The organism is Achromobacter spanius, from assembly GCF_002812705.1.
Taxonomy (GTDB): Bacteria; Pseudomonadota; Gammaproteobacteria; order Burkholderiales; family Burkholderiaceae_B; genus Achromobacter; species Achromobacter spanius.
In genome coordinates, this window is sequence record NZ_CP025030.1 from 5505462 (window position 1) to 5528466 (window position 23005).

Below are 23005 nucleotides of genomic sequence, written 5' to 3' on the forward strand. Positions count from 1 at the left end.
CGCCAAAGACGAGTCTTCGGCACTAACTGTATTGCTGCATTGCAAACCGCACTTAACACGTGCTGAGCAGCACTTTTCGAGAATATTGCTGCGACGCGCAAGCATCGCAGCACCCTTGTCTAACTGCGACAAGCACATGTCGGATGCAGGCTAGTTAAGGCCCCCCGCCGGCACTGCGCTTACCCCGGCCTGCGGGCGCACACGCAGCCACAACAACAGGCCGCACGCCAGGGTCATCAACTGCGATCCCACCAAGAGATAAAAGCCCGCCGAGTATGCAGCCGACCCCGGCGTGCTTTGGCTGGCCGACATCGATATGGCCGCGCCCATCATCGCCGGCATCATCCCGCCCACGATGCTGCCCACGCCGTTGACCACGCCAAAAGCGCTGCCGATGTGTTCAGGCCGCGCGTAGAACTGCATGGTGCTGGGGATGGCCGGGCTTTGCAGGCCCCAGAAAAACCCCGCCGCGGTCAGGCAGTAGATGGCGTGGTAGCGATCGTCGACGACCAGCGCCAGCGATACCGCCAGCACCACACCCAGGCTGCCGCCCACGAAAATCAGCGGCACCCGTTCGCGGCTGATGCGGTCGATGAGCAGCCCGCCCAGCAGCACCGCCGCAATGGTTGACCATTGCGGCATCGACGCCAGCCAGCCCATGGCGCGCAGGTCAAAGCCGCGCGCTTCTTTCAGGTAGCCGGGCAGCCAGTTGCCCACGCCCCACATATAAGCCAGAAAGCTGGAGGTCAGCACGGTGATCAGGATCACGTGGCGCGTCTGCATCGCGCCGCGCACCATGGCGGGCACGCGTCGCCCCAACACCTCGCGCAGCGACAGCCTGGCGGCGCCGCGCTGCGGCTCGCTGCCCACGGGCATATGGATGCACAGCAACACCACGGGAATGCCGACCAGCAGGTTGACCAGGCCCAGCACATAGAACGACGCCTGCCAGTCCAGATGCAGCACCAGCATCGCCACAAAGGGATAGCCCAGCGCAAAGCCCATGCCCGTGCCGCTGTTGACCAGCGAATTCGGCTTGCCGTTTTCATGGCCCTCGAACCTGGCCTTGATGTAGCAAGACGCCAGGGCAAACAGCGGCCCTTCGGACAAGCCCAGCATCAGGCGCGAGAACAGCAGCAGCCCATAGCTTTGATACAGCGGCGAGGTCATCGTGATGACACCCCACAGACACAAGCCATAGATCAGGCTACGCCGCACGCCCAGCATCGCCACGCAGAACGGCGTCAGAATGATGGACGACAGGCCGTAGCCCACCATGAACACGGTTGCCAACATGCCTTGCGCGCCTTTGTCGACGGCGGTCAGGCCTATCTGCTTCAGAAAGTCTGGTTGCGTGATCAACACGGACAGGTTGATCCGGTCCACATAAGAGATGGTCACGATCAGGAAGATCGCGACAACGCCCAACCATCGATTGGAAGTGGTTTGCATGGTGACCTCGGAGATGTCAGGAATTCAGGCCGAGCGGAGGCAGGCGCGCGACGCCTGGCCCCGCCCTGCCCGCCTTAGAAGGAGTGATGGATGCCGCTGGTCAGCACCGTCTGATTGCGCGTGGAAGACACACCCACGCCATTGATCGCCGCGTGTGCCAGGCCGCTACCGGCGCGCTGGTATACGGCCAGCGCGAACCACTCGGTGCGCTTTGAAAACTGGTGCACGTGGCTCAGGCTGAACAGGTCCCAATGGCCACCCGCGAACGCGCTGCGCGAATAGCCCAGGTTCAGCACCTTGCTGGGCCGATAGGTCCAGGCGGCGCCCAGGTCGGCGCTGCGCATGGCTTCGTCGCGCCCCCGATATTCCAGTTGCACACCGGTGTACGTGGCGTTTACGCGTAATGGCAGGCTGTCGAAGCGATAGCCGGCGCCCGCCCCCCAGATGCGCTGGCGGTCCAGCACGATGGGCAGGCCCGACGTCAATGTCTGCCCGAACAGCTGGGCCACGCCGGTGCGGCGCGGCAGATCTACATGCGCGCGGTCCTTGATCAGGGTGAAGGCCAGCGCGCCCGAGAAGCCGTCTTCCTGATAGCGCGTGAAGGTGCTGAGCGTGGTGGTGCTGCGCCCCCCCCCTGCCTTCGGGGTCATCGACGCAAATCCATATTGCACGCCCACTTGCCAGGGCCGCGCTGCCGGACTCATCAGCTTGATGGCGTTGTTTGCCTGGAACGTGTTGGCCAGGTTGTCGAGGTTGCCAGGATGGAACAGGAAAAAATTGGTCAGTTGAAAGCCATTGCTGTACTTGCCGATGACGTCAAACATGAAGTCCGGCTGATGACCCAGCTGAACGCTGCCCCAGCCGTCGCTCAAGCCGAGCCAGGCATTGCGGTTGAACAGCACGCCCGGCACGATGGACGCACCGGTCTGCGTGGAAAACCCGCTTTCCAGCAGGAAGTTGGCCCGCAGCCCGTCGCCCAGGTCTTCGGAGCCGCGCAGCCCGAAGCGGTCTGGTTGCATGGTTCCCGGGTCGATACGCGCCGAACTGCCGCCCGCAATGTTGCTGACATAGCTCACGCCTTGGGTCAGGCTGCCGTACAGATGGAGGTTGCTTGCCGCGGCGGGGGCCGACGCCGTGGCGCCCAGGCTCAAGCCCAAACCCAAGCACGCGGCCACCCTGGCAGACATCCTCGCCTTCCTGGCTGCCGCGATGCGCCATGACGGCTGACGCCGATTGATCGTTTTCATGTCTCTCCCCTATCCCCGCGTGGCGGGTTGTTATGAACTGATATCGATGAAGCGCTACAAATCCAACACAAGCTCCCCGCTCAGGCACCCCGACACGCACACCATCATGCAGCGGTTGGCGGCCTGTTCGCTTTGGCTCAATACCGAATCGCGATGCTCGGGCGTGCCGCTGAGCACGCGCGTTTCGCAACTGCCGCACACGCCCTCGCGACAGCTATGGGGTACGTCGACGCCCGCCTCCAGCAGGCAGTCCAGCAACGCGGCGCCCGACGCCACCTCAAGCGTCTTGCCCGTCTTGGCCAGCGTCACCTGATACGCCCCGCCCAAGGCCGGCGCGACGTCTTTCGCGCCAAAGCGTTCGACGTGGCAATGCGGCAGGTTCAGTAAGCCAGCAGCCGCTTCAAAGGCGTCGATCATCGGCCTCGGACCGCAGCAATAGAAATGGGCCGACGCGGGCATCGCGGCCAGAAAGCGATGCAGGTCCGGCGCGCCGCCATGGTCTTCGTCGAAATGCAGATGCGTTCGAACCCCTGGCGGCAAGCGCGCAAGAAAGGCCGCTTCGGCGCGTGACCGCGAGGCGTAGAACAATTCGACGTGTTTGCCCTGACGCAGCAGGTCTAGAAGCATGCAGAGGATGGGCGTGATGCCGATACCGCCGGCGATCAGCACGGACTGCTCGGCCGATGGGTCCAGTTCAAAGTGGTTGCGGGGCGGATCGATCAGCAACTGCTGCCCGGGCCGCAATTGCTGATGGATGTAGGCCGAGCCGCCCCGGCTGTTGCGGTCATGCAGCACGCCGACCACATAGCGGTCGCGCTGCTCGGGCGAACTACAGATTGAGTAGCTGCGCTTGATGCCGTTCGCCAGGTGCAGGTCGATATGTGCGCCGGGCGTGAAGGCTGGCAAGGCCTCGTCGTCCAACGGCGCCAGTTCCAGACTCAGGATCTGGCGCGCTTCGACCCGCATGCACAGCACGCGAACGGGGATGGGAACAGAAGGTGACATCGAGCAAGGCTTCCAGGTCAGATCGGTGCCGAAAAAACGGCTGGCGGGCGATGAGTGATGGGTGATGGGCGACGGACAACGGAGGTCGGACGACAGGCGGTCGAAAGCGGGCTGCCAGCCGCTGCGCAGCCGACGTGGCCGCCCGGGTTAATCGGCGGGCCGGTCCGTCAGGAACTTGCCGCCTGCGCTTTCCACGTTTTTCTGGCGCCGGGTGTTGCCGTCCAGCCCGCCGTCTATCGCCCATTCGGCGAACACGGTCGGGCCGGGTTCAAATTCGCGGGGCTGCCAGCGTTCGTCCAGGTGGTCTTCGTCGGCGTAGTACTCGATGAGTCCGCCCGCGGGGTTCTTGAAGTACCAGAAGTACGCGGACGACACGGGATGCCGGCCGGGACCCAGTTGGGTGTCCCAACCACGGCGCGCCATATGCAGGCCGCCACCAAAGACTTCATGGATGTCGCGCACCGTGAAAGCCACATGGTTCAGGCCCGCGCGCGGTTGCGGCGGCTGCAGCAGAAACAGGTCGTGGTGCCCGCCGCTGGCGTCGCAACGCAGGAACATGCCGCGCCGGGGATAACTATCGGACACGACAAAGCCGCAATGCTCGGTGTAGAAACGCGCGGTGGCTTCCACGTCGGTGACGAAGAACACCACATGGCCGATGTCGATCGGGGTGGCCCGCTCGTAGATGGGCGCCGCCTGGTTCACGCGCGGCTTGCTGGCCCAGGTGTTCATCGCCCCGCACTCAAGCTGCACCGGCTGCCGGCGCGTGCGTGCAAAACGGATGGCCATGCCGTTGGGGTCCGTGCATGCCACCCCGTCCGGGGCGCTGCTGTAGCCGGGAGCATGCTTGAGGCGTTCGGCCAGCGTGGCCAGCATCGCGTCCGACCCCACGCCCCACACGACTTCGCGCAGCGTCGGCCCGGGTTCGATCGCGGGTGGCAAGTCCGCCGATGGTGCTTGAACCACGACGCGGCAACCATTCAAGGTGTCGAACGCCAGGCGCGACGGCGAGGCTTCCCGCAGGGCAAGCCCCCAGTCAGTAAAGAATGCACGGCAAGCGTCCAGGTCATCGACGCTATAGGTGATCTGGTCGATTCCGACGATTTTCTGGTCCATGTTCATCTCTGCCCTTCATCAGGCCCGCTTCCGTGATCCGCCCAGGGCAAGGGCTGCGCGTTCATTCCCCAGTAAATGCTCTTCTGCTCCATGTACTGTTGGATGCCCAGCCTGCCCTTCTCGCGGCCCAGGCCGCTGTCGCGCCAACCGCCAAACGGCGTCGATATCGAAAACTGCTTGTAGGTGTTGATCCAGACCGTGCCCGCCTGCACCTGCCGACCGATGCGCCAGGCCTTCTTGTAGTCACGGGTCCAGATGCCCGCGGCCAGCGCATACACGCTGTCGTTGGCCTGCGCAATCAGCGCGTCCTCATCGTCGAACGGCATGGCAACCAGCACCGGGCCGAAGATCTCTTCCTGGCAGGTACGGCTGCTGTTGCCCAGGTTTTCGATAATGGTCGGCGTGTAGAAATAGCCCTGGTCAACGCCGCGGCCCTCGGGGCGCTTGCCGCCGGTGCGGATCGTGCCGCCTTCGCTTAAGGCCAGCGCCACGTAGCGTTCTACCGTTGCGCGGTGCGCCTCGCTGATCAGCGGGCCCATTTGCGTGGCCGGGTCCGCCGGGTCGCCCACGCGCAGGCGTAGTGTGGCGTGCGTCAGCCGGTCCAGGAATTCCGCGTATAGCGGGCGCGCCACGAACAGGCGCGACCCCGCAATGCAGGACTCGCCCGACGAACTGAAAATGCCGTACAGCACCCCGTTGACGGCATGCTCGATGTCGGCATCGGCCAGCACCATCGTGGGTGACTTGCCGCCCAGTTCCATCGACACCGGCATCATCTTGTCGGCAGCCAGGCGGGCGATCTGCTTGCCCGTGGTGGTGCCGCCCGTGAAAGACACGCGCTTGACCAGGGGATGCCGGACCAGGGCGTCGCCCAGCACCGAACCCTTGCCCGGCAACACGCTGACCATGCCGGCCGGCACGCCCGCCTGTTCACAGATGGCCGCCAGCTCCAGCGCCATCAGCGGCGTTATCTCGGCGGGCTTGATGATGACGGCGTTGCCCGCCGCCAGCGCGGGGGCCAGCTTCTGCGCCTCGCTGGCGATGGGGGAATTCCATGGCGTGATCGCGGCGATCACACCCATGGGTTCGTGCACGCTCATCGTCAGGCAGTCGCCGCGCATCGGTGTCAGGCCGTCTTCCAGCGTCTCGCACGCAGCCGCGTAGAACTGGAACGTGGCCGCGGCGCTGGCGACCAGGGCGCGCGTTTCGGTGATGGGCTTGCCGTTATCCAGGCGCTGCGTTTGCGCCAATTCTTCCGCCCGTTCACGAATGATTTGCGCCACGCGGTACAGCACTTGCGCGCGCTCGTGCGGATGTTTTTGTGCCCAGCCGCTGTGGCGGAAAGCATGGTCGGCGGTGTTTACCGCTTCGTCGACATCGTCCAGGTTGGCGGCGCGCAAGTGTGCGATGGCTTGCCCGGTGGCCGGGTACAGGCTGGCGTACGCCTCGCCCCGCCCGGCGCGCCAGACGCCGCCGACGCAGATGTCCAGGATGTTCTTGTCTGTCATGGCTGGGGTCCGAATGGGGGTTCCAGATAAGAGATTGCGCATCACGCCCCCACCGGCGTCTTGACTGGCGGGCCGGCGAAGACGGTCTTGAATGCGCCGATGGACAGCATGTCGACCTCGATCAGGCACGGCCCCGACTCGCGCACGGCGGTCGCCAACGCCGCGTCCATGTCCGCCACGCGCGACACGCGCACGTGCCGCAGCGCCAACGATGCCGCCAGCGCCGCGTAATCCGGCGTATGCAGGTCCACGTAGTGGCGACGGCCGCCGTACTGGCTGTCCTGGATGTTCTTGATCACGCCATAGCCACGGTCGTTCATCAGCACGAACATCACGTCGGCCCGCTCTTGCACGGCGGTGGCCAGTTCACCCAGGTTCAGGATGAAGCCGCCATCGCCCGACAGGCAGAACGTTTTCTTGCCCGAGCCCGTGGCGGCCGCGCCAACTGCCGCGCCGATGCTCATGGCCAGCCCCTGGCCGATGCCGCCGCCCAGCGCGTGCACGCCGGCCAAGGGGTCGAATACACGCAGGTAGCGGTTGCCCCAGGTGCTGTTGGACACGGTGACGTCGCGCACCCAATTGAAATCGCGCCCCACCTGGCGCTGCAGGCTGTCAACCAATTCACCGTAGGCGCCCAGGCCTTCGCGCAGTGCCGCGCTGGCTTGCGAGCGCGCCGTTTGCAGGTCGGACAGAAAGCCGTCTTGCACGCGCATGCGGCCTTCCAGGCGATCGGCCAGGCCTTCCAGCGCCAGCGCGGCGTCGCCCTGCACGAAGCGCGTGTTGGCGTAGCAGCGGCCATCGGCGGCGGGGTCGGCGTCGATGCGGTAAAGGGCGCGCGGCAGGTTCAGCCGGTATTGCAGCGTTTCATTGCCGCGCAGGCGCGAGCCCACCACCAGCATGGCGTCGCAGGTTTGATAGAAGGTTTCGACAGGCGCTTGCAGGTTGAAGGCGCCCAACGAGCCGGCGTCGTCCTCGGGCAGCACACCACGGCCTTGCGTGCTGGTGACGACGCCGAACCCCATGTCGCGCAGGCGCTTCACCGCCGTGGCCGCGCCCCGCGCCCCGCCCCCCAACCACAGCATCGGCCGGCGCGCCTGGGCCAGGTCGTCGGCCAGGCGGTTCAGCGCGTCGACGTCGGGCGTCACAGGCGCGACCGGCAAGGGTTGCAGATCGTGCGGCATGGGGATCAACGCCGACTGGATATCGATAGGAATCTCGACGCTGACGGGCCCGCGCGGTGCGCACATGGCCACCTGTACGGCCTGGCGGATGACGCTTAGCGCCGTGTCGGCGTTGCGCACGCGGAACGCCGCCTTGGATATGGCCTTCAGCATCGACAACTGGTCCGGCGCTTCGTGGATGTAGGACATGCCCCGATCCAGGAATGGCGTTTCAATCTGTCCGGTCAGGTGCAGCAGCGGCGTGCCGGCGGTCCAGGCTTCAACAAGCGCGCCCGCCGCATTGCCGGCCGCGGTGCCGGTGCTGGTCAGGCACACGCCCAGCCCTCCCGTGGTACGCGCATAGGCGTCGGCCATATTGGTGGCCCCCGCTTCGCCGCGTGCCGGCACGAAGCGGATGTTGCCGCGTTCGCCCAGGGCGTCCAGGATGGGCATGTTGTGTATGGAGATGACGCCGAACGCGGCTTTGATTCCGCATTGTTCAAGAAAGGCGGCAATGGCGTGGCCGACGGTGATACGGGGCACTTCAGGCATGACGGGACAATCCTCCAGAAACATCGATGTGGCCGCCGGTGGTGTATGCCGCCAAGGGCGAGGCCAGGAAACAGATTGCGTTGGCGGCCTCAACCGGGTCGCCCAGGCGCGCAAGGGGGATGCCCTTGTCAGCCGCCAGCCGGGCGGTCCATGCCGCCCAGTCCAGGGACTTGTCGTCGCGCGCGTCGAAGCGGCGACGCCATTGGCCTGAATCCACCAGGCCCAACAGCACCGCGTTGACGCGGACGCCAAAAGGCGCGAACTCGGTCGCCAGGGAACGGACCAGGTTGTGCACCCCGGCACGCGCGGCCGACGTGGCCACCATGTGCGGTTCAGGCTGCAGCGCCAGCAAAGAATTCACGCAGACGATGGCGGGCGCGGGCGCTGCCTTCAACTGCGGTAAAAAGGCGCGCGTGGGGTGGATGACCGAGAAGAACTTCAAGCGCAGTTCTTCGTGCCAGGCGCCGTCGTCGGTGGTGGCGAAGGTAGACACCCTGCCCTGGCCGGCGTTATTGACCAGCACGCTGGCGGGGCCCCACCGCGCCTGGACCTCGTTCGCGAAAGTGGCCATCTGGCTGGGGTCCAGCACATCGCATTGCACGGCCAGCAGCCGTGCGTCGGGCCATTGTTCCGTTAGCCGCGCGCGCGCGTCGGCCAGGCGTTGTGCGTCACGCCCGCAGAAGGCGACAGCCGCGCCCGCGTCCAGCAGGCGCCGCACGGTTGCCAGGCCAATGCCCGACGAGCCGCCCGTCACCACCGCCACCTTGTTTTTCAACTGCCACATAAGTCGTTCCGTCTTTTTTTAAGGTCAGTGCATTACCATGCCGCCGTTCACGGCCAGCAACTGCCCGGTCATGAAGCGCGACAGGTCCGACAGGCAAAAGGCCACCGTGCCGCACAAGTCAGCGGGCACCTGCTCGCGTGCAATGGCGCGCTGATTGCGGTAGAGCTCATGGCGCGCGGCCGGCACGTAGTCGGTGGCTTCCACGCGCGTCAGGCCCGGGGCGATCGTGTTGACCGTGATGTTGTCCGCGCCCAGTTCGCGCGCCAGCGAGCGGCTCATGCTGATCAACGCGCCCTTGCTGGCCACGTAGGCCAGCAGCTTGGGCGCGCCCCATAGCGCCGTGTCGGACGCAATGTTGACGATGCTGCCCCGGCCGCTGACGCGCAACGCCGGCAGGCAGGCCGTGGTCATCAACCAGGTGCCGCGCACATTGACTTCCATGACGCTGTCCCACAGCGCCACGTCCAGCTCTTCGGCCAGGCGTCCGCCGGAATGGGTGATGGATGCGTTGTTCACCAGGCCGTCCAAGCCGCCCAAGGCGCGCACCGCGTCGTGGGCGCAGCGCAGGCAGGAGTCGGGGTCGCGCAGATCCGCCAGGAACGCATCCACGCGCAGGCCGGCGCTGCGCAGGCGGGTAGCCTGCTGGTCCAGTTCCCGGCCCAATACGTCAACCATCGCGATCTGCGCGCCGGCTTGCGCCAGATATTCCGTAAACGCCAGGCCCAGCCCGCGAGCCGCGCCCGTCACTAGAATGCGGCGGCCGTCCAACGAGAGCGGGGGCAAGCTGTGAGTGTTGGCCTCAGACATGTGCGGCCTGCGCGTTTGCTTGAGCGTTTGGCAGACCTTCGACCTGCGCTTCGGCCTGCGCTTCCGCCTGCACTTCGGCCTCGGCGCGCCGCTGCAGGATGCGCCGCACGCGCGTGATGCCGACGTCATGCTGATAAAGAGTCTCGTGCTTGCGCGCGTCGGGCGCCATGCTTTCCAGCACGAGGCGGTCTTGCTCCAGCACTTCCCAATGCAGGCCTTCAAGCCGATTGCGGTACAGAAAGCGCCACACGTCGCGCTGCCAACCCTGCACGCGCCGCGTGCGCCAGAAGAAGACCTGGCAGTGGTTCTCGTCCACGGGGGTGGCGTAACCCACGATGCCGAACTCACCGCCCGGGCCAAATCGCTTCTTGTAGGGGATGGACAGGCGCAGCCACATCGAATCGGTTTCGCCGAACTCGACCCAGTCGAAGTTCACGCCCGACTGATTGCTCTTTTCGAAGATCAGGCCCGTGTCGGTTTCGCGGATGGCCATCTGCGCCTGCTTGTCGCCTTCGGCCATCGAATGCGACGCCGCGTGCAGGTAGGCGCCGTGCATCGGGTCCATGACGTTGTCGATGGCATAGCGGTAATTGCAGGCCCATTGCGCGGTACACAAAAAGTGCGCGTGCTCGGGGCAGTCCAGTTCGTCCGGCAGGCTGAGCGCCGGCGCCGGCCCCTGGCCGAACCACAGGAATACCGCCCCCGCCGCCACGCGCACGGGGTAGGACTTCACACAGCTACGGCCTTCCAGCGGGCACTGGCTGACGGCCGGCACGCTTTTGACCTGGCCATCGCCCCCCACTTCCACGCCGTGATACCAGCACGCCACGCGGTCACCCAGGTTCCAGCCCATGGACAGGCGTGCGCCACGGTGCGGGCAGCGGTCTTCCAGCGCGCGGACGTTGCCTTGCGTGTCGCGCCACAGCACGATGTTCTGGCCCAGGCGCGTGATGCCCAGCGGCGCGCCGCCCACGGCCCATTGCGCGGCGACCGGATACCAGTAATTGCGCAGGCCCTGATTCAGGCGGTTTTCTATCCGTTGCGATGTCATGGTCAACAACCCCTTAAATAGGAGGGATGGCGGCGGAGCGAGCCCTGCCCGCGAAGTGAGGTCAAGCGCCAAGCCGGCGCATTTCTTCCAGAAAGCCCGCTTCGGTCCAGGGCTCGCCGTCCGGCGCGCGCAGGGCCAGGGCATTGAGGCTTGCGACGACGTCCGCGGGCGTCTCGGCGCCACCGTCGAAGGCCGCTTCCAGGGCGTCTCCCAGCGCGTTTTCGTAGGCGGTCGGTGCCAGGGCGCGGGTTTGCCATATCTGGTTCGGCGCGGAGCCCGGACGCTCAATCTCGCCCTTGCCGGCGGCATGCTCGATATCCGGCGGCGCCCAGGGCTTGAGGTGCGGATTGAAGGACAGCGGAGCGGCGAGCGGCGGGGGCAATGACATGGCGTTCTCCGATGACAATAAGGTTATTTTGTCTCATATATAAAACAACGTTTTCTATATGGACGAATTATCGCCACCAATGCCCGACCCGGCATCCGGGATATCCCTAGACGCGATGCTTTTCAGACATGTACGAGTCGACCCCGTTTGCGCATGAGCTGCGGTACTCTGTCGTCGCCAATTTTTGGAATACCGCCCTGGAGCACGAATTGACCGACCTCGACACCAGCGAGACCCCGTCCGACCGCTATGCCGTTCCCGCGCTGGAGCGCGGCCTGCTGCTGCTTTGCGAGTTCAGCAGGAACGACAGAACGTTGACGGCGCCCGAACTGGCCCGGCGGCTGTCGATTCCGCGTTCCACCGTGTTTCGCCTGCTGACCACGCTGGAGCGCATGGGTTTCGTGCGCAAGGTGGAATCGGGCACCGCGTACCGGCTGGACATGGGCGTGTTGCGCCTGGGCTTCGAATATCTGGCGTCGCTGGAACTGACCGAGCTGGGCGGTCCGCTGCTGGAGAAGCTGCGCGATGCAACCGGCCTGCCGTCCAACCTGGTGGTGCGCGACGGGCAGTCGGTGGTAGTGGTGGCCAAGTCTTCCGCGCCCACGCCGTTTGTCAGCACGGTGTACGTGGGCACGCGCCTGCCCGCGCATTCCACGTCATTGGGACGCGCGCTGCTCTGTGATCTGACGCTGGACGAACTGCGCGCTCTGTATCCGGAAACACCGCTCCAGGGCTTTACGCCGCGCACCCCGGCCACGGTGGAAGCGCTGCATGACATGCTGCGGCAGGACGCCGCGCGGGGTTATGTGCAAGACACCGGGTTCTTTGAAGCCGCCATCGCGAGCGTGGTCGCACCTGTGCGCGATCAGAGCGGCCGCATTGCCGCCGCCATCGGCGTGACGATTCCCGCCGCGCAGTTGGAAAGCGGCAGCCTGGACCAGGACGCCATCGTGGCCGCCGTGCGGCAAAGCGCGGCGGCCTTGTCGGGCTTGCTGGATCACGCGCCGGGCTGATCGGCGACCCGCAGGTTCACGGATCGGCGACCGGGCGCCTGCTTCATGCCCTGCTCGTGACCCGGCGTGGCTTACACGGCCGGTGCGCGGGCCTTCTCCGACATCCGACCGTACGAAATCAACATCGAGGCCAGTGCCTGCGCGGCCGGCGCCAAGGGCACCGCCGCGCGCTGCACCACGCACAGATCGGAATACGGAATCGGCTCGGCGATGTCCAGGGCCGATAACTTGTATTCGAAGCCGCTTTGCTGCAAGACGAATTCGGGCCCCAGGAACAGGAAGTCCGAACTCGTGATCAGGTTCAGCGTGTCCAGCAAGGACTCCACCGAGATCGCGATGTTTGGCTCGGGCAAGCCGTTCAGCTTGAACCAGTCGCCCAGGCGGTTCGACGGCGTGCCTTCCTCGCCCAAGCGGGCGGTATTCACCCAGTCGCTGCCCACCAGTTCCCGAATCGACGTTGCCGGCCTGAGCGGGTGCCCCTTGCGGCACAGGATGCGCGGCCGGGAGGCGGTGAGCCGATCACTGCGCAAGTCCGTCATGTCGCTGCGCTTGGACACCAAGGTCACGGCGAAGTCCAGCCTGCCTTCGCGTATGCCCGACAGCAAGGTTGTGGACGGCCCGCTGGCCACATGCACGCTGACGGCGGGATGCTGGTCACGCAACTGCGCAATGCACTGGGGCAGGAAGCGCGCGAACGCCTCGGATGACGCGCCGACATTCAGGCGCCCGCTCAACTGTCCTCGCAAGGACTGAAAGTCCTGCTCTGCGCGCTCGCATTCGCCCAGGATGATGCGGGCGCGCGCCAGCAAGGTATTGCCGTGATTGGTCAGCACGATGCCGCTATTGGCGCGCACGAACAGCGACGCGCCCAGGCTTTGCTCCAGCCGGCGAACCTGTTTGGTCAGCCCGCTTTGCGCTACATCCAGCGAACGGGCTCCCGCCCGAATGCTGCCGTGCTCGACGACGGCCAGGAAGGCCTTGAGTTGGTCCAGAGTCATAGCGTTTACGCCGAAAACCTTTGGTTATCGTGATGGCTTTTTTTGCATCTTACGCCATCCCCCTCGGCTTCCTACACTGGCCTCACCGATTCTTGATCACGACCCTAATCTGGTGAGACGACCTTGAGCAAAGACCTATTTTCGCGCGGCGAAGAAATCCGTAACGAAGTCCTGGGCGCAGCCTATGTGAGCAATTCTGCTGCCGCCACCGATGCATTCAGCGAACCGATGCGCGCCTTCGCCATCCGCAACCTGTGGGGCGACATCTGGGACCGCCCGGGCCTTGACCGCCGCGCCCGCAGCCTGGTCAACCTGGGCATGCTGGCCGCGCTGAACCGCCCAAACGAACTGAAGATCCATATCCGAGGCGCGCTGAACAACGGCCTGACCCGTGAGGAAATCGGCGAAGTCTTCCTGCAATCCGCGCTGTACTGCGGCGTGCCCACCGGCAGCGAATGCACACGCATCGCCAAGCAGTTGTTCGCCGAACTCGACGCCGAAGCGGCCAAGCCGTGACCCGCGTGTCCGCTATTCCAAAGGTGGCGACCGTGAAGCCTTATTCAGAAATCGTCCAACAACTGCTGGCGCAGTTGCTCGGCCCGGATCCGAAGATCGGGTCGTATGTCCATGGCGCCCTGCTGGCGGGCGATGGCGAGCCCATCATCATCACCAACCCCGCCGACGAAACCACGCTGTTCCGCTACGCCGACGCCAGCCCGCCGCAGGTGGACGCGGCCTTGCAAAGCAGCCAGTCGGGCTTTCTGGCCTGGGCCGCGCTATCCGCCCAGCGTCGTGGCGAACTGCTGATGGCGCTGTCGCAGGCAGCGAACCAGGTTGCCGACCCGCTGGCGCGTCTGGAAGCCGCCAGCACCGGCAAAGCCATCAAGGGTTGCCGGGCGCAATTGACGGCCGTTGCCGAGACGTTTCGCTATTACGCGGGCTGGACCGACAAGTTCGGCGGCAATGTGGTGCCGGTGCCGGGCGGCCAGTTGAACTACACGCTGCGCGAACCGCTGGGCGTGGTGTTTGCCATCATGCCGTGGAATTCGCCCCTGTACCTGGCTGCATGGAACATTGCGCCGGCCCTGGCAACGGGCAACGCCGTCCTGATCAAGCCCTCGGAGCTGACACCCTTGTCGTCGCTGGTGCTGGCCCATCTGGCGGTGCAGGTCGGCTTTCCGCCCGGGGTGATCAATGTGCTCAACGGGCTGGGGCAAACGATAGGCGAGCCCGTCATTGCGCATGACCACATCAAGAAGATCGTCTTCGTAGGGTCGGCGGGCACGGGCCGCAAGGTCAACACGCAAGCCGCCAAGCGGCCGATTTCCTGCCTGCTGGAGCTGGGCGGTAAATCGGCAAACATCGTGTTCCAGGACGCCGACCGCAAGGCGGCGGTGAACGCCGCCGTGGTGGCGGCTTTTGCGAACACCGGGCAAAACTGCGCGGCCGGCTCGCGCTTGCTGGTGCAACGGCCGATCTACGACGACGTCGTGGCCGAACTCGCGCAGGCCGCCAGGCAATACAAGATTGGCGCGCCCCTGGATGAATCCGCCGACAGCGGCCCGATCAACAACCTGGCGCAACTGAACCGCATTGAATCCCTGATTGCCGTGGGCCTGGCTGAAGGCGCGCAATGCGTGGCGGGCGGCAAGGTGGCGGCGCGCGGCCAAGGCTACTACGTTGAACCCACGGTGTTGAAGGGCGTGGCCAACACCATGCGTATCGCGCGCGAAGAAATATTTGGCCCCGTAGTCGTCGCCATCCCCTTCGACACCGAAGAAGAAGCCATCGCCATCGCCAACGACAGCGAGTTCGGCCTGGCGGGCGCCGTGTGGACCCGCGACATCGCCCGCGCCCATCGCGTCGCGGCGGGCGTCAGGGCTGGCATTTTCTGGATCAACATGTACCGCGACATGCATGTCTCGACGCCCTTCGGCGGCTATGGCAGCAGCGGCTACGGGCGTGGAAGCGGCGTCGAGGCCTTGTACGAATACACCCAGACAAAAAGCGTCTGGATCCCCATCGGCGCGGGCGCTTGAGCAGCCTGGCCGACCCCTTACTCAGAGAACTCGCATCATGTCGGACATCAAAGCAATTGGCGTTATCGGATTAGGAAAAATGGGGCGCGGCATGGCTGCGTCGCTCAAGCGCGCGGGCTTTCAGGTCACGGGGCTGGACGCCAACCCCGAGCAGGCCGCCCACGTGGCCCGCGAAGAAGGCATCAACGCCGCCGGCACGCTGGCGCAACTGCTGGCGGACGTGCAAGCCGTGGTGCTGTCCCTGCCCAACTCGGCCATCGTGCGCAGCCTGGTCGAAGGCGAGCACGGCATCGCCGCCCTGGCGCCCGCCGGCCTGCTGTTGATCGACACCACCACGGCCGACCCCACCGTCACCCAGGCGTTGGCTGTCGCCCTGCGGGCGCGCGGCGTCAGGTTCGTGGACGCGCCGGTCAGTGGCGGCCCGCGTGGGGCGCAAAGCGGCGAGCTGACGATGTTCATCGGCGGCGCGCCCGCGGACATCAGCGCCGCCGAACCGGTGCTGTCCGCGCTCGGAACCAAACGGTATGTGATTGGCCAGGTGGGCGCGGGGCATATCGCCAAGCTCATCAACAACCTGCTGGTCGCGTCGCACCTGCTGACCGCCAGCGAGGCCTTCAAGATTGCCGAAGCCGCCGGGGTGAACACCACGCAATTGATCGAAGCCGTCAACGCGGGCTCGGGCCGTAGCGGCGTCACGCTCTACAACTATCCCAGCCGCATTCTGAACAAGGGCTTTGATTCCGGCTTCACCATGCAACTGATGCGCAAGGATGTGCGACTGGCCATCGACATGATGGCGCAGGCGGGCCTGACCCTGCCCATCAGCAGCGAAGTCGGCGCGGTGTGGGCCGCCAGCGCCGCCAGCATCGACGACGCCGAAGATTTCAACCGCATCGTCGAACTGGACACGAACAACGTGGACACCAAAAACGCCATCGCCTACGGCTGACACCTATCCTGCCGACCGGACCGAAGGTGCAAAGACGCCTCGGTCCGGGCGTCATTGTCATCACCAGCAGCAACCTATCAAGGTATCAAGGGGAAAACATGAAGATCAAAGCATTGGCATTGAGCCTGGGGCTGGCGCTATCCACGGGGCTGTGCCTGAACCCGGCCCAGGCCGCCTATCCGGAAAAGCCCATTCGGCTGGTCGTGCCCTTTCCAGCAGGCGGCACGGTCGACACCGTCGCCCGCATCCTGGTGCAGGGGCTGGGAGAAAGACTGGGTCAGCAGGTCGTTGTGGATTACAAGGCGGGCGCGGCCACCATCATCGGCGCGGAATCCGTGGCCAAGTCCGAGCCGGACGGCTACACACTGCTGCTGGGCACGGCGACCACGTTTTCCGTGAACCCGATCCTGTACAAGAAGCTGCCCTATAACGAGGAAACCAGTTTCACGCCCTTGGGCATCATCGGTTCCACGGGTCTGGTGCTGCTGGCCAATGAAAAGGAAAAGGCCTCGACCCTGCCCCAACTGATCAAGAACATCCAGGCCGCCCCCGGCACGTATTCCTATGGATCGCACGGCAACGGCACCACCGTTCATTTTGCCGGCGAAATGTTGTGGTCCACGGCAGGCGTCAACGTCATGCATGTGCCCTACAAAGGCAGCGCGCCGGCCATCACCGACTTGATGGGCGGCCAGATTCCGCTAAGTTTCGACGCCATTCCCGCCGCTGCGTCCGCCTTGAAAAGCGGCCGCATCAAAGCCATTGCGGTCACCACCGAAAAGCGCTCTCCGATGATGCCTGACGTGCCGACCATCGCGGAAAGTGGCTACCCCGGGTTCAAGATGGACTCCTGGTTCGCCGTGGTCGGCCCCAAGGGGTTGCCCGCCGATGTACAGAAAAAGCTGGAGCAGGCCTTGGCGGATACGTTGGCCGACAAGACGACCTCGGACAAACTGCTGGCCGCCGGTATCCAACCCGGCTTCGAGTCCAGCAGCTACTACGCACAGCGGGTCAAGGCAGACATCGCGAAGCTGCGCCCGATCGCCACCGCCAACAACATCCAGCAAAACTGAACCTGCGCCCGGGCCATCGCAGCACCCTGGCCGTCACGCCAGATCTGGCAACCCGGGCAGCAGCTTGTCCAGCGTGATGGGATAGTCGCGCACGCGCACGCCGGTGGCGTTGTAGACCGCGTTGGCGATGGCTGCGCCCACGCCGCACAGGCCCAGCTCGCCGACCCCCTTGGCCTTCATCGGCGACGAGATCGGGTCGGTTTCGTCCAGGAATATGACTTCCTGACTGGGGATGTCGGCATGCACGGGGACCTCGTAGCTGGCAAGGTCATGGTTCACGAAATAGCCGACGCGATCATCCACCGCCAATTCCTCCATCAGCGCCGCGCCCACGCCCATCGTCATGGCGCCTATCACCTGGCTGCGCGCGGTCTTGGGGTTCAGGATGCGCCCCGCCGCGCACACGGCCAACATACGGCGGATGCGCGTTTCGCCGGTGGCGGCGTCCACCGCCACTTCGACAAAGTGCGCGCCGAAGGTGGACTGCTGGAACTTCTTGTCCAGGTCGCCAAATTCAAGGACGTCTTCGGCCACCAGCTCGCCGCCCGACGCCGCATCGCGCAGCGTGGCGGTGCGGCCGGAGGCCTCGGTCACCGACCCGCCCGCGAACACCGCACCGTCGATGGCAAACCCCAGCCGTTGCAGGATGGCGGCGCGCAGCTTGTCGCAGGCCGCGTACACGCCGGCCGTGGAACTGTTGGCGCCCCACTGGCCGCCCGAGCCCGCCGACACGGGGAACGATGAATCCCCCAGCCGCACGATGACTTTCGCCAGCGGCACGCCCAGCATTTCCGCGGCGGTCTGCGCAATGACGGTGTAGCTGCCGGTGCCGATGTCGGTCATGTCGGTTTCCACGATGACCTGGCCAGCTGCGTCCAGCCGCACGCGCGCGGCCGATTTCATCACCAGGTTATTGCGAAACGCCGCCGCCACGCCCATGCCCACCAGCCAGCGGCCTTCACGCCGCGCGCCCGGCCGCTCGCTTCGGTCGGCCCACCCGAAGTGGTCCGCCCCCACACGCAGGCATTCAATCAGGCGCCGTTGCGAGAACGGGCGTTCGGGCTTGGCGGGGTCCACCTGCGTGTCGTTGCGCACACGAAATTCCACCGGGTCCACGCCCGCGGCCTCGGCCATTTCGTCCACCGCGATCTCCAGCACCATCAGGCCTGGCGCTTCGCCAGGGGCGCGCATCGCGTTGCCTTCGGGCAGGTCCAGCTCCATCAGGTTCAGCGCGGTCAGCCGGTTGGCGCCGGCATAGAGCAGGCGCGTCTGCTGCACGGCTTCTTCGGGACCGCCGCCGGGCAAATCGCCTGACCAGCTTTCATGGCCGATGGCCGTGATCTTGCCGTCTTGGGTGGTGCCGATGCGCACCCGTTGGATCGTTGCCGGGCGGTGCGTGGTGTTGTTGGCGATCAAGGGTCGCTGCAATGCCACCTTCACCGGCCGCCGCGCCGCGCGCGCGCCCAACGCCGCCAGCAAGGCGTCCGCCCGCACGAACAGCTTGCCGCCAAAGCCGCCGCCAATGTAGGGCGAGATCAGCCGCACTTTTTCGCGCGGGATTCCCAGCGTGCGGGCCACGTCGCTGCGCCCCCAGTCGATCATCTGATTCGACGTCCACAAGGTCAGCGAATCGCCCTCCCAAGCCGCCATGGACGCATGCGGTTCCATCATGCAGTGGGATTGATCCGGCGTGGTGTAAAGGTGGTCGATCTTCACCGGGGCTTGTGCAAAGGCGCTTTCAAAATCGCCGACGCGGTCTTCGCGCGGGTTTTTCTTGCCGTCGGTATTGCCGGCCTTGCCGCCCGATTCCTTTTCCGCCGCCAGGTCGAACGCGCCGGGCGCACGTTCATACTGCACCCGAATCAAGCGACTGGCGGCGCGCGCCTGCTCCAGGTTGTCGGCCACGACCAGAGCGATGGCCTGGTGATAGTGCTGGATGTCAGGCCCGCCCAACAACACGGCGGTGTTCATCTTGCCCTTGCCCAGCTTGCCGGCGTTTTGCGCGGTAACCACCGCCAGCACACCGGGCGCGCGACGCGCGGCCTCGATGTCCATGCTGCTGATGCGGCCCTTCGCAATGGCCGCCCCCAGCACGTAGCCCACGGCTGCCTGCGGCGCGGCCTCATGCTGTTCATAGGCGTAGGGCGCCTTGCCCGTGGTCTTCAAGGGGCCGTCGATGCGGTCGACGGCATGGCCCACGACCTTCAATTGATCGATGGGATTTTGGGTGGCGGGAGTATCGAATTTCATCGCGTCAGGCCCTCGCTTGCGCCAACACTGCACTTAGGGTTCTTGCCGCCAGCGTCAGCTTGAACGCGTTCTCGGCGGTGGGCCGGGCGTCGGCCAGCAGGCGGTCGGCCACCGCGCGGGCGCCTTGCGGCATGGCCGCGTCGGCCGCGTTCACGCGCCACGGTTGTGGCGCCACGCCGCCCATCGCCACGCGGCCGCTGCCGTCTTCCTGCACCACCGCAGCGACGGACACCAGCGCGAAGGCGAACGAGGCCCGATCGCGCACCTTGCGGTACACATGGACGCCGCCCACCGGCTTGGGCAGGTTCACCGAAGTGATCAGTTCGCCGGGTTCCAGGTTGTTCTCGATGTGCGGCGTGTTCCCGGGCAGGCGATAAAAATCCGCGATTGGAATCACGCGCGTGGCGCCGTCGGGGCGCACCGTTTCCACCTGCGCGTCCAACAAGCGCATTGCCACCGCCATGTCGCTGGGATGCGTGGCGATACAGGCCTCGCTGGCGCCGATCACGGCCAACTGGCGCGTCACGCCGCCCATGGCCGAACAACCGGTGCCGGGTGCGCGCTTATTACAGGGCATGTTGGTGTCGTAGAAGTACGGGCAGCGCGTGCGTTGCAGCAGATTGCCGGCGGTGGTGGCGCGGTTGCGGATCTGTCCGGAAGCGCCCGCCAGAATGGCGCGCGACAGCACCGCGTAATCGCGCCGCACCCGCTCGTCCGCAGCCAGGTCGGTGTTGCGCACCAGGCTGCCCACGCGCAAGCCGCCGTCCGGCGTTTCTGAAATCTGGTCCAGGCCCAAGCCGTTCACGTCGATCAGATGCGTGGGGGTTTCCACTTCCAGTTTCATCAGGTCCAGCAGGTTCGTGCCGCCCGCAATGAAGCGTGCGCCGCGCACCTGGGCGGCGCTGGCGGCGGCGTCGGCGGGGGTGCGGGCGCGCTCGTAGGTAAAGGGCCTCATGCTTTGCTCCCCGCCACCTCGGTGATGGCATCGACGATGTTCGAATATGCGCCGCAGCGGCAGATATTGCCGCTCATGCGTTCGCGGATTTCCTCAGCGCTCAGGAGCGGGCGCTCGGTCAGGCTGGCGCTGACGTGGCTGGGCACGCCTTGCGATACCTCTTCCAGCATGGCCACCGCCGAACAGATCTGGCCGGGCGTACAGTAACCACACTGGTAGCCGTCATGCTTGACGAAGGCGGCCTGCAGCGGGTGCAGCGCGGTGGGCGTGCCCAGCCCTTCGATGGTGGTGATCTCGGCCCCGTCATGCATGACGGCCAGCGTCAAACAGGAATTGACGCGCCGCCCGTCCAGCATCACCGTACAGGCGCCGCACTGGCCGTGGTCACAGCCCTTCTTGGTGCCGGTCAGGTGCAGGTGTTCGCGCAGCGCGTCCAGCAGCGTCGTGCGCATGTCCAGCGACACCTCGCGCGCCGCGCCATTGACGCGCAAGGTCACGGTAGCGGACATGGCTTGCATGCCGGCCTGCGTGGCCTGCTGGGCGGCGGCCAAAGATGGCGTGGCCATCGCGGTGGCAGAGACGGCGCCTGCCTTGAGCAGGTTGCGCCGGGTGATCTTGATGGCAAGCGAATTTTCCAAGGCAGCCTCTTTGTCTAGTCGGCAACGCGGACCACGCCGCGCTCCAGGTCGTCGGCCAGCAATCCGCATTCCTGTAGCGCATGGGTGCTGGGCGGGGTGGTGTGCCGGATGCGCTCTTGCGTCAATTCGGCCAGGATGGATACCGCGATTTCCGGTGGCGTGCGGCTGCCGATGGGCAGGCCCACCGGCCCGCGCAGGCGCGCCACCTGCGTTTCTGTAAAGCCAAAATGTTCAAGCAGTCGCTGGCGGCGCTGCTCGTTGGTGCGCCGCGAACCCAGCGCGCCCACGAAGAATGCTTGCGACGGCAGCGCTTCCAGCAGCGCCATATCGTCCAGCTTGGGGTCATGCGCCAGCACGATGATCGCCGTGCGTATGTCCGGGGTGATGGCCGTGACGGTATCGTCGGGCATCGTCGTCAACAGCCGCGTGCCTGGCACATTCCACGACGCGGCGTACTCCTCGCGCGGGTCGCACACGATCACTTCAAAACCCAAGGCCATCGCCATGGGCGCGATGTAGCGCGCGATGTCGCCCGCGCCCACCAGCAACAGACGCCATTGCGGTCCGTGCAGCGTGGTCAGCGTTTTGCCGTCCCAGTGGAATTGATCGCCCGGCCGGGCAGGCGCCAAGGCCGCCGCTCCGGCATCCAGGCTGAGGGTTCGCTTGACCAGTTCACCCTTGCCCAACTGTGCGGCCAGGCCTTGCAGCAGCGCAGCCTCGGGGTTCGGTTCGATCAGCAATTCCAGGATGCCGCCACAAGGCAGGCCGAAGTTCAACGCTTCGTCGCGAGTGGCGCCGTAGGTCAGGGCGTAAGGGAGTGGCCGCCAGAGTTCGCCGCGCCGCATCTTGTCGATCAGGTCGTCTTCGATACAGCCGCCCGAGACTGACCCCGCGATGCGACCATCGTCACGCACCGCCAGCCAGGATCCGCGCGGCCGGGGCGAGGCGCCCCAGGTGTTGGCAACGGTGGCCAGGATGAATCGGTGGCCCTGATGACGCCAGCGCTCGATTGCGGCTAAAACCTGCAAATCCAGGCTTTCCATGATCATGCCCTCCAGATATCGAACTCACTGTAGCAGCGCGCCACCCGACAAGAAAAGAGGCAAAATCCGCATACTCTGATGAGTAATACTCACCAACGGATCGGTGCGCCGATGCGCCGGTGCGCCGATGCGCTGGTGCGCTGGTGCGCGATGCTTCAATACACCAACCCGCCAAGGCGCAAACCCAGCAAGTCCCATGCCCAGCCCCGTACCCCACAGCCCCCCTTCACTGCCCCCTTCCCCTGCCTCGCCCCACTGCGTGGGCGTGCTGCTGGCGGCGGGCCACGGGCGGCGCTATGCCGCCGCCGCGCCGGGCCAGGACAAGCTGTTGGTGCTGCTGAGCGATGGCACACCCGTTGCCGTGGCATGCGCCCGTGCCCTGCGGCAAGCCACGGCGCGCACCATTGCGGTGCTACGCGCAGACCAAACGGCGCTGCGGGCCTTGCTGGAATCGGAGGGATGCGAACTTGTGGTGGTGAAGGCAGACGCAAATGGCATGGGCGACAGCCTGGCCACGGCCGCTCGCCACTTGATGCAAGAGGCGCAAGGGGAGCAAGGCGCGCAGGGGGTTCAAGGGGCGCAATCAACGCAAGACATGCAAGCCCAGCACCACCCGGCCGAGTCCGCCTGCCTGATCGCCTTGGCTGACATGCCGTGGTTGCGCGCCGATACCTGTTTGCAGGTGGCTGCCGCAACACGGCGGCACCTCATCGTGGCGCCCACGTGGCAGGGGCGCCGTGGGCATCCCGTTGCGTTCGCCCGCGACCTGTGGCCGGAGCTTGCCGCGCTATCGGGCGATGTGGGCGCGCGCAACGTGCTGATGCGCCATCCGGTTCACGAACTGGCGGTGGACGACCCGGGCGTGCTGGCGGATGTGGACGCGCCAGGGGACTTGGCGTCCAAGCCTTGACGCGCGGCTTGGATTGCGTGTCAGGCACGCCTTACTGCATCCGTCACCGCATCCTCCATCGCTTCCC

Annotated in this window: 21 protein-coding genes; 6 read left to right on the forward strand and 15 right to left on the reverse strand. The window is 65.7% G+C overall.

Features of this window, described 5'->3' with window-relative positions:
- Positions 1-150: 150 nt before the first annotated feature.
- The 10 genes from CVS48_RS24995 to CVS48_RS25040 form a co-directional block, all read right to left on the reverse strand.
- Positions 151-1452, reverse strand: a complete 1302-nt coding sequence (locus CVS48_RS24995; protein WP_100856796.1) for an MFS transporter — start codon at positions 1450-1452, stop codon at positions 151-153.
- Positions 1453-1526: 74 nt separating this feature from the next.
- Positions 1527-2639: a porin gene (locus CVS48_RS25000; RefSeq protein WP_157814479.1), complete on the reverse strand. Its 1113-nt coding sequence runs from the start codon at positions 2637-2639 to the stop codon at positions 1527-1529.
- Positions 2640-2753: 114 nt separating this feature from the next.
- Positions 2754-3704: a PDR/VanB family oxidoreductase gene (locus CVS48_RS25005; protein WP_100856798.1), complete on the reverse strand. Its 951-nt coding sequence runs from the start codon at positions 3702-3704 to the stop codon at positions 2754-2756.
- A gap of 147 nt (positions 3705-3851) precedes the next feature.
- The gene (locus CVS48_RS25010; RefSeq protein ID WP_242001167.1) at positions 3852-4820 is read right to left on the reverse strand and encodes a VOC family protein; all 969 of its coding nucleotides are present in this window, start codon (positions 4818-4820) and stop codon (positions 3852-3854) included.
- Positions 4821-4822: 2 nt separating this feature from the next.
- Positions 4823-6328: an aldehyde dehydrogenase gene (locus tag CVS48_RS25015; protein WP_100856800.1), complete on the reverse strand. Its 1506-nt coding sequence runs from the start codon at positions 6326-6328 to the stop codon at positions 4823-4825.
- A 41-nt stretch (positions 6329-6369) separates the two neighbouring features.
- A complete protein-coding gene (locus tag CVS48_RS25020) occupies positions 6370-8040 on the reverse strand; it encodes a thiamine pyrophosphate-binding protein (RefSeq protein WP_100856801.1) in 1671 nt (556 codons plus the stop codon).
- Entirely contained in the window at positions 8033-8824 is a 792-nt protein-coding gene (locus CVS48_RS25025; RefSeq protein ID WP_100856802.1) for an SDR family oxidoreductase, read from the reverse strand. Before CVS48_RS25025 ends, CVS48_RS25020 begins: the two co-directional genes overlap by 8 nt.
- Before the next feature lie 24 nt (positions 8825-8848).
- Entirely contained in the window at positions 8849-9631 is a 783-nt protein-coding gene (locus CVS48_RS25030) for an SDR family oxidoreductase (RefSeq protein ID WP_100856803.1), read from the reverse strand.
- Positions 9624-10682, reverse strand: coding sequence for an aromatic ring-hydroxylating dioxygenase subunit alpha (locus CVS48_RS25035; protein ID WP_100856804.1), 1059 nt, complete (start codon positions 10680-10682; stop codon positions 9624-9626). The genes CVS48_RS25030 and CVS48_RS25035 overlap by 8 nt, the downstream gene beginning before the upstream one ends.
- Positions 10683-10743: 61 nt before the next feature.
- Positions 10744-11070: a recombinase-like helix-turn-helix domain-containing protein gene (locus CVS48_RS25040; RefSeq protein ID WP_100856805.1), complete on the reverse strand. Its 327-nt coding sequence runs from the start codon at positions 11068-11070 to the stop codon at positions 10744-10746.
- Positions 11071-11279: 209 nt separating this feature from the next.
- Between CVS48_RS25040 and CVS48_RS25045 the strand changes: the two genes are divergently transcribed.
- Positions 11280-12083: an IclR family transcriptional regulator gene (locus CVS48_RS25045; RefSeq protein ID WP_242001166.1), complete on the forward strand. Its 804-nt coding sequence runs from the start codon at positions 11280-11282 to the stop codon at positions 12081-12083.
- 71 nt (positions 12084-12154) lie between these two features.
- Here CVS48_RS25045 and CVS48_RS25050 read toward each other — a convergent pair whose 3' ends face one another.
- Positions 12155-13081, reverse strand: a complete 927-nt coding sequence (locus tag CVS48_RS25050) for a LysR substrate-binding domain-containing protein (RefSeq protein ID WP_100856807.1) — start codon at positions 13079-13081, stop codon at positions 12155-12157.
- Positions 13082-13204: 123 nt separating this feature from the next.
- Here CVS48_RS25050 and CVS48_RS25055 point away from each other — a divergent pair, with 123 nt between their 5' ends.
- The 4 genes from CVS48_RS25055 to CVS48_RS25070 all read left to right on the forward strand — a co-directional run bounded on the left by CVS48_RS25055 (position 13205) and on the right by CVS48_RS25070 (position 17142).
- Entirely contained in the window at positions 13205-13597 is a 393-nt protein-coding gene (locus CVS48_RS25055) for a carboxymuconolactone decarboxylase family protein (protein ID WP_100856808.1), read from the forward strand.
- 32 nt (positions 13598-13629) lie between these two features.
- Entirely contained in the window at positions 13630-15120 is a 1491-nt protein-coding gene (locus CVS48_RS25060; protein ID WP_242001165.1) for an aldehyde dehydrogenase family protein, read from the forward strand.
- Between the two features lie 46 nt (positions 15121-15166).
- A complete protein-coding gene (locus tag CVS48_RS25065; RefSeq protein ID WP_100857851.1) occupies positions 15167-16069 on the forward strand; it encodes an NAD(P)-dependent oxidoreductase in 903 nt (300 codons plus the stop codon).
- A 98-nt stretch (positions 16070-16167) separates the two neighbouring features.
- Positions 16168-17142 carry a Bug family tripartite tricarboxylate transporter substrate binding protein gene (locus CVS48_RS25070; RefSeq protein ID WP_242001164.1) on the forward strand — a complete coding sequence of 325 codons (975 nt, stop codon included), beginning with the start codon at positions 16168-16170 and terminating at the stop codon, positions 17140-17142.
- 33 nt (positions 17143-17175) lie between these two features.
- On the opposite strand, the gene paoC is transcribed toward CVS48_RS25070, so the two are convergent.
- Genes paoC through CVS48_RS25090 form a run of 4 tightly spaced genes read right to left on the reverse strand, consistent with a single transcriptional unit; the run spans position 17176 to position 22028 of the window.
- Complete coding sequence (gene paoC, locus CVS48_RS25075) at positions 17176-19392, reverse strand: aldehyde oxidoreductase molybdenum-binding subunit PaoC (RefSeq protein WP_100856810.1); 2217 nt, start codon at positions 19390-19392, stop codon at positions 17176-17178.
- A 4-nt stretch (positions 19393-19396) separates the two neighbouring features.
- A complete protein-coding gene (locus CVS48_RS25080; RefSeq protein ID WP_100856811.1) occupies positions 19397-20347 on the reverse strand; it encodes an FAD binding domain-containing protein in 951 nt (316 codons plus the stop codon).
- Positions 20344-20985, reverse strand: coding sequence for an aldehyde dehydrogenase iron-sulfur subunit PaoA (gene paoA / locus CVS48_RS25085; RefSeq protein WP_100856812.1), 642 nt, complete (start codon positions 20983-20985; stop codon positions 20344-20346). The genes CVS48_RS25080 and paoA overlap by 4 nt, the downstream gene beginning before the upstream one ends.
- Positions 20986-20999: 14 nt before the next feature.
- Complete coding sequence (locus CVS48_RS25090; protein ID WP_167401054.1) at positions 21000-22028, reverse strand: XdhC family protein; 1029 nt, start codon at positions 22026-22028, stop codon at positions 21000-21002.
- 196 nt (positions 22029-22224) lie between these two features.
- Between CVS48_RS25090 and CVS48_RS25095 the strand changes: the two genes are divergently transcribed.
- Positions 22225-22938, forward strand: a complete 714-nt coding sequence (locus tag CVS48_RS25095; RefSeq protein WP_100856813.1) for a nucleotidyltransferase family protein — start codon at positions 22225-22227, stop codon at positions 22936-22938.
- Positions 22939-23005: the final 67 nt, after the last annotated feature.